We start from the raw sequence: 17,511 nt of genomic DNA, 5'->3' as shown, positions 1-17,511 counted from the left end.
GCAAAACAGAAATAAAAAAAACAGTAAACCTCTCATCTATTTTGAAATAATTCTCTTGATAGCCTGACTGCACATAACAGCTCCAAAAGTAGAAGTTACGCCAACAAAACTACCCTTCTCCTTAACCATAGCCTCTTCTGAGGAGAAAATCACTGTATATTTTTTGTTAAAGCCTCTTTTTTTTAGCTCGTAACGAATTTTTGAACCAAATTTATCGCCATGACTTTTCCATATATCTGAGACCTCAACTTTTGTTGGATCCACTCTTTTGGCACTTCCAAAGGATGAGATGAGTTTTTTATAACATTTTTGAGCGAGAGCTAGTTTTGCTTTTGTATCATCAATTGCATCCAAAACCAAATCATACTCATCAAAGTCAAACGCCAAAACCCACTCTTCATCCACTCTCTTGTTTATGATTTTTATATTTGGATAATGTTTTTTAAGTGCTTCGACTTTTAGCTCACCCTTATGAAGTTCAGACCACATTTGACGATTTTGATTTGTCTCATCATAAGTGTCAAAATCCACAATCGTGATGTCACGAATGCCACTTCTGCTTAAGCAATCAAGACAGTGTCCGCCAACGCCACCAACGCCTAAAAGCAAAATTTTTGCGTCTTTGAGCTTAGAAAAATCATCTCCTAAAAGAAGTTTTACTCGATCAAATCTCATCCGCCCTACTTAATCCAATCTTCAAGTCTATTTATGCTTTTGTAAGCGCTCATGTCGAGTTGGATTGGAGATATTGAAACATGCCCTGCTTCGATTGCCTCATAATCACTTATACCAGAATTACCGACTCTTGCGGAGAAGTTTAGTGGATGAAGTCCTAACCAGTAGTGCTCTTCGCCTCGTGGATTTCTATGAAGATGCGCATCGTTTGCATAAACTCTATATCCGGCGTAAGTTACCACCATCTTTGCTTCACTCACATCTGAAGGGATATTTACATTCAAAAACTCTCTAGGTGGCAGTGGAAATGAACCATTTTTAATCTTTAAAACCAACTCTTTTATAACTTTCTTTGCCAAAGTAAAATCCCCTGCAGGGTTTGAGAAATCCATAACTTGCGAGATAGCAATTGCAGGGATATCATGCAAAACAGCCTCCATAGCTCCAGCACATGTTCCAGAGTATGTGATGTCTTCACCCATATTTGAACCACGATTTATACCACTAACAAGCAGATCTGGCTTAGAGTCGCCATACATGGCACTTAGCGAGAGGTAAACACAATCGCTCGGAGTTCCATCATCGAGCTTATAAAAATCATCCCCAACACTCACAAAACGAAGCGGACGCACCAGAGTAAGAGAGTGTCCGCATGCAGACTTCTCGTTTGCAGGAGCCACAACAACCACACTTACATCATCAAGTTCCCTAAGCGCTTCAACCAAACTAAGCAATCCATTTGCCTCGTAACCATCATCATTTGTCACTAATATTTTATATTTTTTTTCCATAAGTGCATTTTAGCAACTCTTAGTTTAAAGCCTCTAAAGCACATGATAGAAATACCAAAAGAGGAACTACTTGAAAGTATTAAATTGAGCTACAAAAAATTTCAAGCAACAAGCGATAAAAAAGCAGTTTGTCTTTTTTTTCTATGTTTTGTTATCTAGCCACTTTGTGATGTTCAATTTACATAATTTTGTCAGCTAACCAAGCTTTGATAATGGCTTTTAGTGTGTTTCGCACTGTGGTGTAATTCAATGCTTACATATAATTCCTCTTATGACAGTTTTCTGTCATTATCTCGGATTTCCTATAATTTTGCAGAGTAGCTTGCAAATATAGCTATAAGTATCTTTGGTATCATATGACTTCTTTATTTGTTAGTTGAACTAAATATAAAATATCTTTCAATATAATGCCGACTACAAAAAGGGAAAAATTGAACAAACTTTATTTTAATCGCGTTCATATTGAAGTCACAAATATCTGCGGTCTTGCATGCAGTTTCTGTCCGCCAAAGATAAACCCAACCAAAACGATGCAGTTAGATTTTTTTGAGAGAGTTTTAAACGAGCTAGTTCCATACACAAAATCCTTAGCTTTTCATGTTATGGGCGACCCTCTTACGCTCTCAAATCTCTCATCTTATCTTGATTTAGCATTAGCGTATGGCTTTGAAGTTGAGCTTACCACCAGTGGTTATTATCTTCATAAAACTCCCATGGAAGTGCTGTTTCATAAATCGGTACGACAGCTAAATATATCTCTAAATAGTTTCAACAAAAACTCCCTAAACTTGAGTTTTGATGACTACATGAGCGCTGTTTTTTCTGTGTGCAAAAGTAAACTGGAAAATTATCCAAAGCCTTTTATTAACCTAAGAGTTTGGAATTTGGATGAGGCTTTTTTAGAAAAAGAGTTTAATGATCTACTCTTAAAAAAAATAGAGAATTTTTTTGAAATAGAGCTAGAGATAGATGCGATATACAAAAAAGAGATAAAGTCAGTTCGTCTTGCATCAAAGATTTTACTAAATTTTGATAGCTATTTTGAGTGGCCATCCATGAGTTCATCACACCAAAGTGACGCGCCATGCTATGGACTAAAATCGCATATTGGCATCTTAGCGGATGGCAGAGTTGTGCCTTGCTGCCTTGATGGCGACGGGATTATAAATCTCGGAAATCTTCACACATCATCACTAAAAGAGATTCTAAACTCTAGTAGATCTCAAAACATAGTAAATGGATTTAAAGAAGCAAAGGCTGTCGAAGAACTTTGTAAAAAATGTAGTTATAAGGATAGGTTTATACTAAACTCAACCAGTCACATATAGCCTCGTTTAGCTTGTAGTCATATCACAAAGAACCCTTTTTATACTTTTCGAGCAACACTATTATGGGGGTGATGATACCATCCCGAATCACTATAGTCATCCTTGGGCTTATTTCGTCGTACTTTTACAAGAGTAAACATACCTCCCATTTCAATAGGACCAAATGGTCCCTGTCCCATCATCATTGGCAATGTATTTTCAGGTAGCGCCATCCCCATCTCTGCCATATCCTGCATCTCTGCCATCCCATTTTTACCCATCGGCATATACATATAATCTGGCATTAAATTACCAATTTTTTCACTTAAATCATCTTGTTTTACACCAATCATATTAGGAATGCTGTGTCCCATAGCACCCATGGTATGGTGTGATTTATGGCAATGAAAAGACCAATCGCCTTCCTCTGTTGCCACAAATTCAATAGCACGCATCTGTCCCACACCGATATCAATAGTTACCTCTGGCCATCTTGCACTCTTTTGAACCCATCCTCCATCTGTACAGGTAACCTCAAATGGATGTCCGTGCATATGAATTGGATGGTTTGTCATAGTAAGATTTCCCACGCGGATTCGAACCCTATCTCCGACACGAACATTCATTGAATCAATTCCAGGGAAGACACGACTGTTAAAACTCCAAATATTAAACTCCGTCATAGTTGAAGGATTTGGAGTGTATGTTCCCGGTGCTACATCATAACTAGCGAGTAAAAAACAAAAGTCTCGATCAACTTTATGCTCGGATGCATTTTTGGGGTGAACAATAAACATCCCCATAGAACCCATTGCCATCTGCACCATCTCATCAGCGTGTGGATGATACATAAATGTCCCACTTTGACGCAAGACAAACTCATACACAAAACTCTCTCCTGGTGCAATCTGTGGCTGGGTCAAACCACCTACTCCATCCATTCCATTTGGAATAATAAGTCCATGCCAGTGGATTGTTGTATGTTCTGGGAGATGATTAGTAACAATAATCCGTACAAAATCACCCTCCACTGCTTCAATTGTAGGTCCCGGAGAAGTACCGTTGTATCCCCAGCAATTAACTACCATGCCAGGAGCAAACTCCCGCACTACAGGCTCTGCAATAAGATGGAATTCTTTTGCTCCATCTTTCATCTCATATGGCAATGTCCAACCATTAAGCGTAACAACTGGATTATATTTTTTTCCCTTTCGTGGAGTAATGACTGTGGAAGGAGAAAGGACTCGTTTTGGGTTTTTTACCAATGTAAGCTGTCGTTTCACTCCATTAGTATGAAAATCATGATTATGTTCTTGTGCTTGAGAGGTTTTTGCCAATGCGCTTGAAGCAAGCAGTACCGCACCTAATCCTAAAAAATCGCGTCTATCGTGCTTCATTATAGTTTCCTCCTACTGCGTACTCTAAGTCAGCCTGAGCCTTCCAAAACTCACTATATGCTTCAACGGCTTCAATCTTGGCATCAACAAGATGCCGTTTATCCTCAAGCAACTCATAAATACCATCAAGCATCCCATTATAATATAGCTGCGTCTCTTCTAAAATCTGTTGATTTATTTTTACAATTACATCATCATATTCATGAACTATAGTATGAGCATGAAGCAAAAGCGCATATTTTTCACGCACCTCCGAACGAATAACAACCGCCTTCTCATACAAATGATGAACATTTTGATTGTAGAGCGCTTCTGCTTTACTGACACGAGCTTGCCCAAAGTCGAAAATTGGAATCGGAATTTTAATTCCAAAGCTGTTAAGACGATCCTCATTACTATTTTTTTCACTCTCTATTGATAACTCCAGCTCGCTTAATAAACGGGTATTCTTAGTATAACCTGCCTCTTTAGCGGCATAATCTACGGCAGCAATAGCCGCTCTCATATCTAGTCGACTAGCAATTGCTATCTTTTCTAGACCTTTTGATAAGTTTGGTGGAGACTCTATCGGTTTTAAACTACTATCGAGCGTGTAATTAGTTTGCCCACCATAAAGTCCACATATACGGTTTAGTGACTCTCGTGCCATGGCATATTTCTTTGCTATCTCTATTGACTCAACACGGGCATGCTGATACGAATTCTGAATTTTTAGAAGGTTTCGTTTTGTGATATTACCTGCTGTATATTGTCGTGTTACAAGCTGAAGAGAAGCCTCATGTGATACTAAAATATCTTTATAATAGAGCATTTTCTTCTCAATAGCAACGAGTTCTATATATGCTTTTTTAGTATCTCTAACTACCTCTAGCACCTCATTGCCTATACTAGCTTGTATCTCTTCTAGTGCAATCTTGCCTAGTTCCCTTCGTAACGGTATCCATAGCATATCTAGAAATGCAATATCAAGACTAATAGTCGATTTGGTAACCCCATTGCTACGCCCTACACTGTATCCTAAAAGCGGATTATTCACAAGTCCTGCTTGAACCAAATCACTCTGTGAAATACCAATTTGTGCATAACTCTGCTGTAATGCGCGATTATTAATAAGAGCAATCCGTACGGCATCATCCATTTGCAAAGGTTTCTCAAGTAGCCTCCAAACGCTCTCTTCTACTTTAGAGGCATCTTCTGGCGATTTAATCCACTGCAACTCTTTTGCGCCGTGTGATGAACTCGAGTGCTTTACCTGATCAAATATTTCTTGCTGAGAGATTGTAGAACACCCACTCAAAAGAAGTAAGCCGATTAACGAGACTGTTTTTGCAACCATTTTGCACTCCCATGTCCACTTCTGTTTTGATCAGCTTTTTGAACATCTGCTTCTTCATGCAGATTAATCGGCTTAGCAATCGGTAAATAAACGCTTTTTCCATCCGTTGCACCTAATGATTGAGGAGAATTTTCTGTAGCATTTAGTAAAACTGCCCATCCTGTTATTATTATGTTTAAAAGTTTCATTTTTTCATCCTAACAGTAACAAATATAATATCAGTACAAACTAAAGTTTACAATTGCGTAAACGCAATGCATTGGCAATCACAGACACTGAGCTAAAACTCATCGCTAAAGCTGCAATCATCGGCGAGAATAGGATTCCAAAAAATGGGTATAGCACTCCCGCTGCAATTGGAATTCCAACGCTATTATAAACAAAAGCAAAAAATAGATTCTGTCTAATATTCTTCATTGTTGCGCGACTTAACTTTCTTACTTTTAATATTCCCATCAAGTCCCCTTTAATAAGGGTAACTCCCGCGCTCTCAATAGCTACATCTGTTCCCGTTCCCATAGCAATACCAATATCAGCAGATGCCAGTGCTGGAGCGTCATTGATTCCATCTCCTGCCATAGCAACAACTTCGCCATTTTTTTGCAGATTTTTAATAATTGAGACTTTATCCTGAGGCATGACATTAGCATGAACTTCGCCAATATCTATTTGTCTAGCAACGGCGTTTGCAGTAAATTCGTTATCTCCACTAAGCATAACAACACGAATCCCTTCTGATTTTAGTAGCTGAACCGCTTTACTAGAGCTCTCCTTAATTGGGTCTTCAATCCCAAATATTGCACTAAGAGTCGAGTCTATAGCCATAAAAATGACCGTTTTTCCATCTCTCCGCATATTATCAGCTTCACTCAAAATAGCTTTTGTGGAAATACCAAGGCTCTCAATAAATGTATCGCTTCCCACACTTATACGCCTGTTTTCAATCTCACCGACAATCCCTTGTCCTGTGATGGCATTAAAGTCTTTTACCTCAACAAACACCACTCCGCTTCTATGTGCATATTCCACTACTGCTTCAGCCAACGGATGTTCACTCGCTTTTTCCAGACTCGCTCCGTAGCGTAAAATCTCATTTAGTTCAAATCCATCCAAGGGAATAAGTCGAGTTACTTCCGGTTTGCCCTGTGTTAGTGTTCCTGTTTTATCAAGCACTAGCGTTGTTACTTTCTCCATCATCTCTAGAGTTCGCGCATCTTTAATTAAAATACCCATCAATGCCGCGCGCCCGGTTCCAACCATAATCGAAATCGGAGTAGCCAGACCCAAGGCGCAAGGACAGGCAATAATTAGCACGGCAACCATAGCAACAATGGCATACCCCAATTGCGGTTGCGGACCCCAAATCCACCAGCCCGCAAACGCCAACAGTGCTGAGACAACGACCGCTGGGACAAAATAGCCTGACACTATATCAGCTAGCTTCTGTATAGGCGCACGGGAACGCTGTGCATACGACACCATCGCTACAATCTGCGAGAGCATCGTATCACTTCCAACCTTATCTGCACGCATAACAAGAGTACCGTTTTTATTTAAAGTTGCACCAATCAGCAGGTCGCCTAATCCTTTAGGAACCGCGATTGGTTCTCCGGTAATCATCGACTCATCCACATTGCTCTGCCCTTCTAGCACGACACCATCTACAGGAATTTTTTCTCCTGGTTTAATTCGCAGACGATCTCCTATATGAATTTCATCAAGATTAATGTTCTCCTCATCTCCTTTTTCATCAATGCGGTGTGCTTGCTTGGGTGAAAGATTCAATAGCGTCTTGATTGCACTATTTGTTTTACTGCGTGCGTTAAGTTCAAGCACCTGACCCAACAAAACCAACACCGTAATAACAGCAGATGCTTCAAAATAGATATGTACCAATCCCTCGTGTGTCTGCATAAGCGGAGGGAAAATATGGGGAAACAGCAGTGCAACAATACTATACACATACGATGTTGCTACCCCGATGGCAATAAGAGTAAACATATTCAGATTGAATGTCCTAAACGATTGCCATCCTCGCACAAAAAATGGCCATCCTCCCCACAAAACAATAGGAGTAGCAAGAAAAAATTCGACCCACTGGAGCATCTTCATAGGAAAAGGTAAAAATCCCATATCACCTATCATTGCAATAATAAACAAAGGGATTACAAGGACACCACTAATCCAAAATCGTCTATTGATGGAGTCTTGTTCACTATGTTCTTCAACTGCAATATTGGGATTCATTGGTTCCAGTGACATACCACATTTAGGACAGACACCGGGATGATCTTGGATAACTTCGGGGTGCATGTGGCAGGTATAGTTGGTAGTTGGCACATCATGCTTATGTGATGTAGATTGCCCCACGCACAATCCACCAGAACAGCCTTGGTTTGGAGACTCTAAATGAAAATAAGTTTCAAGATGCTCGGTAAATTTTTGCCTACAATGTTCGGAGCAAAATAGATAACGCTTCCCTTCAAAATCACTTTTATAGGGCGTAGAGTCAGAAACTTCCATGCCACAGACAATATCTTTGAACATTTTGCACCTCCAAATTTTGTATCATTACATAAATTTAAACTCTCTAGCCTAATGTAAATTTTTATACTATTATACACCCAGAATAAATATAAATATTATATTAAACTAGCAAAATAGATATGCACCTCCAAAAAACAACTTAACAAAAAAAATGATATTAGAACTATAAAAAAGACTTAGATAAAGCTACTCTTTTATCATCTCCATCAACAAAATATCTGAAGCATCGCGAAGTTCCCATCTCTCGTTTTTATGAGAAATTTTTGCTCCATTTTTCATAACCTCAATAAAAGTTTTTTCTGTCTTCATGTTGTCAAGAGGGCACATTTTTCTAGTTGTTGCTAAGTTGAAGATAACTATATCGTCATCCTTTAAAAGATAGTCACAACTGAAGCGATTGCACCCTGTAAAACCACTCATCTTGCTATTTTGTTTAAGTTCTAAAAAAACCGAAATTCCATGCTTTAGGGCTACTGTAGCTTTTTTTCCATCACTAAGAGTTTGAACTATGTATTTTCCGCCATCAAAAGAGACTGAAACACTCTTAAACTCACCAAGAACTGATCCATCATTTTTAAGAAACTTTAAAATTTTTCCATCGTTTGTGTATCGTCTTGCTTCTACTAAATTTCTTCTAAAAATATTAGCTTTTTCCATAATATCTTCTTCGCAGTTCATCATCGTAGAGACTAAATTTTTATCTATTCTTAACTCATCTGCGCTACTTTCATAGCTTCCAGAAAAGTGGTTACACCCATCATTACCGCTTAATTTATCATCTTTAAAGTTTAGTATCGCCTTTGAAGAAGTCGATTTCCACTCTCCATCCAGCGGAGCCTGAATCTTTCTTTGCGAGTATGTAGTTGTTGAACATCCGCTCATAAAAAGAGCAATGGTCAAACAGAAGTAGAAGCTTTTTTTTATCATAATCTTTTTTTATATCCCATAAATTTTAATATACTAATCAAAGCGTAGTTGCCTCGCTAATATCAGAAGTAATCTCATATCTATCTCTTCCGCTCTCTTTTGCTCTGTATAACATCTCATCCGCCTTTGTTATTAAAACCTCTTCATTGAGAGCTTCATCCGCAATGCAACAAGCAACACCAACAGATATAGTCATAAACTCATTGACCTTTGAGCCCTCATGTTTTATTGCACTCATTCTCACACTATCACAAATTGCTTGCGCTAGCTTTATACTGTTTAGTTCACAAGTTTCAGCCATCAAGATACCAAACTCCTCTCCACCAAGCCTAAAAACAAAATCACTCGGTCTCTTTAGAACACTCTTTAGGGTTTTCGCAACACTCTTTAGCGCATTGTCTCCCTCTATATGTCCATAAGTATCATTGTACTGTTTAAAATAATCAATATCTAACATCATAAAAGTGATAAAGGAGTTACTTCTCTTGGCTCTTCTTAGCTCCCGCTCATAAACAAGATTAAAATAACGCCTATTATAGAGTCCGGTTAGCGAGTCCGTATACGAAGCATTTTCCAATCTTTTATTAGCATTTTTTAACTTTTTTGTTGCGATCTCAAGCATAGTTTGATCTTTTTGAATACTCTTAAATACATAAAATGAGATAACCACAATACCAAGAATAATAATGATTAGTATGGAACCAACTTTAATCATCATAGAGTCATACATCTGCAAAAATTTTTTCCGCTCATATTTTGCAATTTCAATCTCATAAGAGATTAGTTTATCTACTACTTGGTGGATATGCTCTACTGTTTTCTCAAAATTATCAATCGATAAATTTTGTATATTATGTCCATCAGAAATTGCTTTTAGCATTTTTTCCAAATACTCATTTGTATTTTTTATCTCCGAAGCCGTATACTCAACATACCCAACCTCTTCATATCTTTTAAAGTGAGATTCATAAGATTTCCACTCTTCATTTGCTTTTACAATTGCACTTTTTATCTCAAACTCTGCATCACTTTGGCTGATATCACCATTTTTTGCCTTATACACTGTGTTGTACATATTGCCATGATATGCCTCGACGATACCGTTAAGTTCTATTACCGGCAAAAGAGAGCCAAAATATAGTGAATCAAGATTTTTTTTCATAGAGTTTATATTGATGGCACCCATAATTCCAACCATAATTAAACCGATGGTGATAATAATTAAAATAAAAAAAAGCTTGCTTCTGAGCTTTAGCGCCTCTAAAAAATACAAACATTTCCTTTTACTAAATCATACTAAAGTATAAGATATAAGCAAATTTTATGCCATATAAAAAAGGTAAAAACTTTACTGTTTCACCTTTTTTACGGGCTCTATTTTAACTCTATCTCTTCATAAAATGAACCAAACTAAAACTACTCACTCCTACGAGAAAGCATATTGTACACACCAGTTCCTACTATCACAAGCGTTACTCCAAGCACTAGATAAAAAGCATTTATTAACTTGTTATAGTCATCAAGAACAATCTTGAAAACAGCCATTAACGACTCAATAGATAGTGCAATAATAATAGAAGTTAAAAACTTACTAAGCGTTTTACTCTGCTCATTCCCGTAATTTAACGCTTTAAATAAGACATCGTTGAGAGATTGTCGTCTGAGAAAATCAAGCTAGCACTAAACTGGAGTCCAAACTACCATATGTGAAACTATCTAATACTAATCTAATGTTATGTATGATGAGTATTTTTTACTCCTTATCCCCATTAGCAAATCACAATATTTAACAATCCAAAAGTTGCCATCTCTTCGTAACTCTCTAAATGTCAAGAAACTGTCAAGAGAGTACACATAAACATTTGACACAATCATTTTATACTTTCAACATATAACAACAAAAGGAAGAAAAATGAAACTTATAATCACCATACTTTCACTCTTTAGTATCTCGTTTGCATCGGTTGCGGATGAGTATCTGCTCACTCTTGCAAAACAAGCCAAATCTGAAAATCCTAAGTTCAGTGGGTTTGATACAAAAAGAGGAGAGTCTGTTTTTACTTCAAAACATATAGGAAAAAAAGGCAAGGAGATTTCGTGTACATCTTGTCATGGGAATGATTTAAATAAAGTAAGTAAGAACTACTTTACCACAAAAGAGATTGAACCGCTCTCACCAAAAGCAAACCCAAAGAGATTTAGTGACATCAAGACAATCGAGAAGTGGATAAGAAGAAACTTCAACGATGTTTATAACCGTGAGGGAACAACCCTAGAAAAAGGTGATGTAGTAACTTACATCATTAACAAATAAGGAGCTAAAATGAAGTCATTAATTTTAACAGTAGCACTAACAAGTGCAGTTTTTGCATCTAGTTTTAACAAAAGCGATGTTGCTCCGGTAACAAATGAGCTCTACAAAAAAGAGTGTGGTTCTTGTCATTTTGCATATCAGCCAGGGCTTCTGCCCTCAAAAGCCTGGAACAAGATGATGTTAAATCTTAGCAACCATTTTGGCTCAGATGCTAGTTTGGAAGAAGAGGATTATCTCTCTATTTCGCGCTACTTGAACAACAATAGTGCTGAGAAATTTATGAACTACAAAAGGAGTGCTAAGATTGTGGACAGCTTAAGAGCAGGGGAGATCCCTGAGTCTATATCAAAAACTCCATATATCATTAAAAAGCATAGAGATATAAAGGCAAGTTTGATTACACAAAAAGAGGTTAAAGGTATATTTAACTGCACAGCGTGTCATACTACTGCCCAAAAATGGATATATGGCGAGAGTGATGTTTTAATCCCTAACTATGGCAAATGGAAAGATTAAAAGGAGAGAAAATGTTTAACTCTTACATCTGGTCGCTTCCCTCAAGACTCTTTCATTGGCTCTTTGTGGGGTTGATACTTTTAGCTTTTTTAACTGATGATGGCAAGTTGCTAAACTATCATGCGCTTATTGGTTATGGAGTTTTGATTCTACTTGTGTTTAGATTTTTTTGGGGCTACATTGGTCCAAAATACTCAAGATTTAAAGATTTTCCACTCGCATTTAGAGATGCGAAAGAGTTTGCGTTAAACATCTTTAGCTCTAAGCAGAAATACATTGGGCACAACCCTATCGCCTCCTATGTGATGATAGGGATTTTTATAGTGGTTTTTCTAACCATACTTACAGGCATCTTAACTCTTGGTGTTGAAGAGGGAAAAGGTTTGCTCTCATCACTAAATAGCACTTTTTTCAAAAAAATGGAGCTCTTTAAAGACATACATGAGTTCTTTAGTAATCTCTTACTTGCCCTTATCGCAGTGCATCTGCTCGGCATTTTTAGCGATAGAGTACTTCACCCAGCGCATAAAACGCTAAGTTCAATATTTAACGGTATTAAAGTAACGAGCGAGGATTACAGTATCAAGCTAAATATCGCTCAAAAACTTTTTGCTCTAATATTTTTGGCTCTGTTTGTTGTCTTTTTTATTTTTAACATAAGCATAAAAAACAATCCGCTTGTTGCATCAAAACACATGAGCGTTGATTATAAAAAGCTAAATCCACTGTTTGTCAAAGAGTGTGCATCTTGCCATATCATCTATCCACCACACACGCTACCAGCTACTTCATGGGTAACTATGATGGGTGGTTTGGAGAATCATTTTGGAGATGATGCTTCACTTAGCGAGAAAGATAACAGAGATATTTTAGACTTTTTGGTACGAAATAGCGCTGAGACCTCAACACAAAAAGTAAGCGTCAAGGTTTTAGATTCGATAAAAAATAAAGATATAATAGCAATAACTCAGAGTGATTTTTGGAAAAAAAAGCATAAAGATATACCAAAAAAAGTTTTTGCACATAAAGATGTGAAGAGCAAAGCAAACTGCAAAGCGTGTCATAGTGATATAGAAAAAGGATTGATTGAAAATGATAAAATTAAAGATATTAACGCTTTTATGTAGTCTATTTTTATCATTTTCTCTTTATGGAGATGGTAATTATAAACACGAGAATGAAGAGAAAAAACACCACATTTACAAAAATCTTGAATACTTAAGCCTTGGCAAAAATCAATATAAAGAGATGAGAGAGATACTTCTAGAGTATAAGAAAGATTATGAAAAATTTAATAAAAAAAGAGAAAAAAGAGAAAAAAAACTCCAAGAGCTAATGAGAGAAGATGAATTTAGTAAAGAGAAGTATGAAGAGATTGTAAAAGAGATACAAAAAGATGCTACGACTCTTGAAGTTAAGACCTTAAAAAGAATTCACTCTATCTTATCACCATCGCAAAGAGAGAGTTTTTCATACTATTTACGGGAGTGGAGAGTTGAATAAAAAAGTTTTACTTATCGAGGATGACTTGCAGATGCAAGAACTTATAGGAGAGTATTTAAAAGAGTTTGGCTTTATATGTAACGCATTTGCTCACCCCAAAGATGCCATAGAAGAGCTTGAGAAAAATGGCTCTTACTCTATCGTCATACTGGACCTAATGCTCCCTGACATGGACGGTTTTGATGTTTTAAAGAAGATAAAAAACATAAGCAGTATCCCCATAATAATCTCTTCAGCAAGAGGAGACATAGGAAACAAAATACACGGTTTTGATCTTGGAGCGGATGACTACTTGGCAAAACCTTATGAGCCACGAGAGCTTGTTTTACGGATAGAGCATATTCTCAAAAAGCCGCAAGATGCGAAGATACGAGCTGGAGAGTTTCTGATAGATAAAGCAAACAGAGAGGTTCTTTTGGATGGCTACGCGATTGATTTTACAAAAATAGAGTTTGAGATATTTCTCTTTTTAGTAGAAAACATAAACAAAATATCCTCACGAGAGCAGATCATAAACGCGACTTCACTGGATGAAAACACAAAAAACAGAACAGTCGATACACACATAAGCAACATAAGAAACAAGATAGGTGATGATTCAAAAGAGCCTCTGTTCATCAAGTCCGTATGGGGCATCGGTTATAAGTTTGTGAGCTAGCATGTCAATCCTCAGAAAAATATCAATACTTTTTTTAACAAGCTTTATCCTTATGAGTGTTATAGGATTTTGGATAGATAACATTAACTCCAAAAGAGTGGATGAGCTTATAAAAGAAAAATACCTAAAAATTGCTAATGAGATATTTCAAAATATTGACAACAACGATAGAGTTGAAGAGCTCATCAAAAAATACGATCTTGTAAGAGTTGATAAAGATGATGAAAGCAAGAGAGAAGTTCTCTACTTTGAAAAACACACTTTTGGCTTTATCTCTATAAAAAAGGGGTCTTTTGAAGATGAGTTTATCATAGAGATAAATTTTCTTGATGAGAGTTACAACCTAAAAACACCGAATGAGGAGAATATTAACGACAAGTTGATACTTAATATCCTTATTTTTTTAGATACTTTTGTCCTTTTGCTTATCTTTTTATATCTTTTAAAACTGCTCGCTCCACTTAAAAAAATCACAAAAGGAATTAAGAATCTCTCTAACGGAGACTTCAATAATAAAATAGAGGTAAAGTCAAATGACGAGATGCAAATGCTCTCAGATGCCCTAAACTCAATGGCAACCTCTTTGGGAGAACTTTTAAAAAGCAGGGAAGAACTCTTAAGAGACATAGGTCATGAACTTAGAACACCAATAGCAAAGGGGAAGTTCGTTATCCAAAAAGTAGAAAATGTATCCCAAAAAGAACTTCTTCAAAAGATATTTTTAGATTTAGAGGTTTTAACAAATGAGCTCTTGGAGCTAGAGAAGTTAAACTCCACAAAACTAAATCTCTCAATATTTAGCGCAGAGACTTTGGTAACAGAAGCACTAAGTAAACTCTACATAAACGATGAATCAAGCATAACCATTGAAATAGAGGATGATTTTAAGATAGAAGCGGACTTGCACTATCTCTCGGTCGCACTCAAAAACCTTATAGATAATGCACTAAAATATGCAACTGTACTGCCTATAGCTATTAAAATTTCAACCAAGAAGATTTGCGTTATCAACAGAGGGAAAAAGTTATCAAAAGAGCTCGATTACTATCTAAAACCCTTCACGCAAGAGCTATCTCAAAGGGATGGGTTTGGGCTAGGTCTTAGCATAGTAGAGAAGATAGTTGCTAAACACAACTTCTCACTACTCTATTCTCATGAAGAGGGAGAAAATATATTTTGTCTGCGTCTAGTTTGAGTTTTTATAAAATATAATCCACTATTTTTGACTCAAGCGTCACTGCTTTTACAAGCTCTACCACTTTTAAATGCTCTGGATGAATAGCGTAAGTTTGCATATCTGATTCGGTCTCAAAAGTTGAGTAAATAGAGAGATCAAACGCTCTATCTGAGTTAGTAAAATTAAGACCAACCTCCATTTTTTTAAGCTCTGGGATAAGAGCGACTAAAGCATTTAATTTTTTTGTTACTTTGGCAAGATTTGCATTTTTGTTTTCATCACGAAACTTAAACATAACTATATGAACAATCATTTTTCATCCTTTTTTATGAAATTTTATCTAAAAAGTTTATGGGATAATTTTAAAAAACTATCTCCAAAAAAATTTAGCAATTATCACTACAAAAAACAGCTCTGTATCCATGTTGGCTTGAATTGAGAGAGCATAGATGATTGGGAGCATCACAAAGATTAGAGCAGTATTTGAAGTTATCTCGGTTGTAAAAGTCACAAGAATTGCGATAGAGATAAAGACAAATATAGCAGGTAGGTTAGTTAAAGCCAGAAGATAAGAAGTCACTTCATTTGCTAAACCACTCGAGCTAAAAGCAGCGACAATTGAAAATCCTGCACCAAAAAGGAACATAACTCTAAAAGGAACCTTGCCTTTATCCTCCATCCAATCAAGGATAGAAAAAAGGTGGAGCAAAAAGCAAAAGCCCAGCAATTAGTAAAATAACACTCTCGTTTAGCCCAAGTCCACTCCAAAAAGAGTCAAGTGGAGCGTTTAGCAAAAGAAGTGTGATAACTCCGCCAATGAGCGAAAGTATCTTTTTTTGATCACCACTTAGTGATTTTTTCTCATAATCTAGTGATATTTAAATCATCCTGTTTGCCAAGAGTATCGCTTTTGATTTTGCACCATATATCTTCTGTTTAATATTTTTTACAAAGTCTATAAATTCTCTATTTTGCAAATTTTTTTCCATGAGCATCTCATATTTTGTGGAAGCAATTTTTTGCTTTTTAACACCATATCAATAAAATTAAAATTTATTTAAAAATATGACAAATCGACATACTTTACTATGCCAAAGAGAGAGTAAAATGTTATTTATATGTTTGTTGATTTCGTACACATTTTCATTCAAGATATTAAGAACAATAGAAGATATTTGAATTTTACTTACTTTTTACTCTTCTTCATATTAAAAAGTACAACCGCTACAAAGGCAAGTAGACACCCTATAAGCGTTGAGACCGCTAGGTTTTCACCGTAAACAAACCAACTTGAAGCGATAGCGCCGATGGGAACTATAAACATAAAAACGCCCGTTTTGTGTGCTCCTATCTTTGCGGCTGAGATAAAGTAAAGCGTGGTGGCAAAAGCCCCTGGGATTACGCCTATAAAGGTGATATTTTCCCAAAAAATAGCGTCATAAGAGCCAAAATCAAATGGATGGTATGGGAGTGCGAATATCATATTTGTAAAGCCTGTTATGCCAAAAACTACAAGCGAGTAAAACATAGGATTTGTTCGGGATGAGGCCTTTTGAGAAAAGATAGTAACTAGTGCCCAAACAGCAGCGCATCCTAAAAAGTATGAGCTCTCTACATTTAAAAATGCAAAACCTTCAAATGGTATGCGTAGCAAAATCAGCGCTCCAAAAACACCAATAAAAAGCGCTATAACTTGTCTGCTTGTCACTTTAGTGCCTAAAATGGTAATAGACATCAAATATGTAAATATTGGCGCGAGAGAGGTAACCATAGTTCCACCATATCCAGCTGCACCGTGAGCCAGTCCTGCAAAAAAGAGATAGTTAAAAAGCGAGGTCAAAAGCCCAGCGATAAGCATATAAATATACCCTATTTTATCTGATTTAAGTGGAGTTTTAAGATACCAAACAACAGGCAAAAGAGCCATAAATGAGATGCCATACCGCCAAAAAGCCGCAACTTCAGCATGAGAATGCGCCGCTGCAACTTTTCCAGCCGTCCATGAAGTTCCCCAAAAAAGCATAGCAACTATCATAAGTATAAAATAACGCATTTGATTTTCTCTGTTGTTCATTTATTTAACTCTCTATTTTTAAACTAATTATACAAACTATTTTGTGATGATAGATGTTTTTATAGATATTTGTTTGTCTGATTTTTTAGAATCTTTTACAAAGATACAGACAAAGCTATAATTAAGTTAAAGGCTATTTTTAGCCATTTCACACCAAAGAAAGATACATAAACCATATAAAAAATCAAGTAAAACTTAATATTTTACTAAAATAAATTCTTATTTTTAGTAGTACAAATTTTATAAAATTATTTTATTTTAGAAAATAGATTATTAGCAATCGGATTGA

Annotated in this window: 19 protein-coding genes; 7 read left to right on the top strand and 12 right to left on the bottom strand. The window is 36.4% G+C overall.

Going from position 1 to position 17,511, the window contains the following annotated elements; genetic code table 11:
• Nucleotides 1–36: 36 nt before the first annotated feature.
• Nucleotides 37–675, bottom strand: coding sequence for a ThiF family adenylyltransferase (locus PHV22_RS09520; protein WP_295020618.1), 639 nt, complete (start codon nucleotides 673–675; stop codon nucleotides 37–39).
• Nucleotides 676–680: 5 nt separating this feature from the next.
• On the bottom strand, nucleotides 681–1,466 hold the full coding sequence (gene surE, locus PHV22_RS09515; protein ID WP_295020616.1) for a 5'/3'-nucleotidase SurE: 786 nt from the start codon (nucleotides 1,464–1,466) through the stop codon (nucleotides 681–683).
• 431 nt (nucleotides 1,467–1,897) lie between these two features.
• Between surE and PHV22_RS09510 the strand changes: the two genes are divergently transcribed.
• On the top strand, nucleotides 1,898–2,794 hold the full coding sequence (locus PHV22_RS09510; RefSeq protein ID WP_295020614.1) for an SPASM domain-containing protein: 897 nt from the start codon (nucleotides 1,898–1,900) through the stop codon (nucleotides 2,792–2,794).
• A gap of 38 nt (nucleotides 2,795–2,832) precedes the next feature.
• Here PHV22_RS09510 and PHV22_RS09505 read toward each other — a convergent pair whose 3' ends face one another.
• The 7 genes from PHV22_RS09505 to PHV22_RS09475 form a co-directional block, all read right to left on the bottom strand.
• Nucleotides 2,833–4,170: a copper oxidase gene (locus PHV22_RS09505; RefSeq protein WP_295020612.1), complete on the bottom strand. Its 1,338-nt coding sequence runs from the start codon at nucleotides 4,168–4,170 to the stop codon at nucleotides 2,833–2,835.
• On the bottom strand, nucleotides 4,157–5,506 hold the full coding sequence (locus tag PHV22_RS09500; RefSeq protein ID WP_295020610.1) for a TolC family protein: 1,350 nt from the start codon (nucleotides 5,504–5,506) through the stop codon (nucleotides 4,157–4,159). Before PHV22_RS09500 ends, PHV22_RS09505 begins: the two co-directional genes overlap by 14 nt.
• On the bottom strand, nucleotides 5,482–5,694 hold the full coding sequence (locus PHV22_RS09495; protein WP_295020608.1) for a hypothetical protein: 213 nt from the start codon (nucleotides 5,692–5,694) through the stop codon (nucleotides 5,482–5,484). The genes PHV22_RS09500 and PHV22_RS09495 overlap by 25 nt, the downstream gene beginning before the upstream one ends.
• A 40-nt stretch (nucleotides 5,695–5,734) precedes the next feature.
• Complete coding sequence (locus tag PHV22_RS09490) at nucleotides 5,735–8,053, bottom strand: heavy metal translocating P-type ATPase (RefSeq protein WP_299947342.1); 2,319 nt, start codon at nucleotides 8,051–8,053, stop codon at nucleotides 5,735–5,737.
• A 186-nt stretch (nucleotides 8,054–8,239) separates the two neighbouring features.
• Nucleotides 8,240–8,980 (bottom strand): META domain-containing protein, encoded by a 741-nt coding sequence (locus PHV22_RS09485; RefSeq protein WP_295020604.1) that lies wholly within the window; start codon nucleotides 8,978–8,980, stop codon nucleotides 8,240–8,242.
• Nucleotides 8,981–9,017: 37 nt separating this feature from the next.
• Nucleotides 9,018–10,253 carry a diguanylate cyclase gene (locus PHV22_RS09480; protein ID WP_295020603.1) on the bottom strand — a complete coding sequence of 412 codons (1,236 nt, stop codon included), beginning with the start codon at nucleotides 10,251–10,253 and terminating at the stop codon, nucleotides 9,018–9,020.
• A gap of 143 nt (nucleotides 10,254–10,396) precedes the next feature.
• Nucleotides 10,397–10,525, bottom strand: coding sequence for a hypothetical protein (locus PHV22_RS09475; RefSeq protein WP_299947338.1), 129 nt, complete (start codon nucleotides 10,523–10,525; stop codon nucleotides 10,397–10,399).
• Between the two features lie 367 nt (nucleotides 10,526–10,892).
• On the opposite strand from PHV22_RS09475, the gene PHV22_RS09470 reads away from it, so the two are divergent.
• The 6 genes from PHV22_RS09470 to PHV22_RS09445 are packed head-to-tail and all read left to right on the top strand — an operon-like array spanning nucleotide 10,893 to nucleotide 15,166.
• Nucleotides 10,893–11,294: a DUF1924 domain-containing protein gene (locus PHV22_RS09470; RefSeq protein ID WP_295020602.1), complete on the top strand. Its 402-nt coding sequence runs from the start codon at nucleotides 10,893–10,895 to the stop codon at nucleotides 11,292–11,294.
• A gap of 9 nt (nucleotides 11,295–11,303) precedes the next feature.
• Nucleotides 11,304–11,810: a diheme cytochrome c gene (locus PHV22_RS09465; protein WP_295020601.1), complete on the top strand. Its 507-nt coding sequence runs from the start codon at nucleotides 11,304–11,306 to the stop codon at nucleotides 11,808–11,810.
• 11 nt (nucleotides 11,811–11,821) lie between these two features.
• The gene (locus PHV22_RS09460; RefSeq protein ID WP_295020600.1) at nucleotides 11,822–12,937 is read left to right on the top strand and encodes a cytochrome b/b6 domain-containing protein; all 1,116 of its coding nucleotides are present in this window, start codon (nucleotides 11,822–11,824) and stop codon (nucleotides 12,935–12,937) included.
• The gene (locus tag PHV22_RS09455) at nucleotides 12,903–13,313 is read left to right on the top strand and encodes a hypothetical protein (protein ID WP_299947333.1); all 411 of its coding nucleotides are present in this window, start codon (nucleotides 12,903–12,905) and stop codon (nucleotides 13,311–13,313) included. The genes PHV22_RS09460 and PHV22_RS09455 overlap by 35 nt, the downstream gene beginning before the upstream one ends.
• On the top strand, nucleotides 13,306–13,971 hold the full coding sequence (locus PHV22_RS09450; protein ID WP_299947331.1) for a response regulator transcription factor: 666 nt from the start codon (nucleotides 13,306–13,308) through the stop codon (nucleotides 13,969–13,971). The genes PHV22_RS09455 and PHV22_RS09450 overlap by 8 nt, the downstream gene beginning before the upstream one ends.
• A 1-nt stretch (nucleotide 13,972) precedes the next feature.
• Nucleotides 13,973–15,166 carry an ArsS family sensor histidine kinase gene (locus tag PHV22_RS09445; protein WP_299947329.1) on the top strand — a complete coding sequence of 398 codons (1,194 nt, stop codon included), beginning with the start codon at nucleotides 13,973–13,975 and terminating at the stop codon, nucleotides 15,164–15,166.
• Between the two features lie 4 nt (nucleotides 15,167–15,170).
• Here PHV22_RS09445 and PHV22_RS09440 read toward each other — a convergent pair whose 3' ends face one another.
• From PHV22_RS09440 to PHV22_RS09430, 3 genes are all read right to left on the bottom strand, one after another.
• The gene (locus PHV22_RS09440) at nucleotides 15,171–15,461 is read right to left on the bottom strand and encodes a Dabb family protein (protein WP_295020592.1); all 291 of its coding nucleotides are present in this window, start codon (nucleotides 15,459–15,461) and stop codon (nucleotides 15,171–15,173) included.
• Between the two features lie 57 nt (nucleotides 15,462–15,518).
• Nucleotides 15,519–15,827 carry an SLC13 family permease gene (locus PHV22_RS09435; protein ID WP_299947326.1) on the bottom strand — a complete coding sequence of 103 codons (309 nt, stop codon included), beginning with the start codon at nucleotides 15,825–15,827 and terminating at the stop codon, nucleotides 15,519–15,521.
• A 507-nt stretch (nucleotides 15,828–16,334) separates the two neighbouring features.
• On the bottom strand, nucleotides 16,335–17,222 hold the full coding sequence (locus tag PHV22_RS09430) for a DMT family transporter (protein WP_299947323.1): 888 nt from the start codon (nucleotides 17,220–17,222) through the stop codon (nucleotides 16,335–16,337).
• Nucleotides 17,223–17,511 lie beyond the last annotated feature (289 nt).

The organism is Sulfurimonas sp. (genome assembly GCF_028713515.1).
Taxonomy (GTDB): domain Bacteria; phylum Campylobacterota; class Campylobacteria; order Campylobacterales; family Sulfurimonadaceae; genus Sulfurimonas.
The sequence above is the reverse complement of the archived record's forward strand: the minus strand, read 5'-3'. Positions and strand labels throughout refer to the sequence as shown.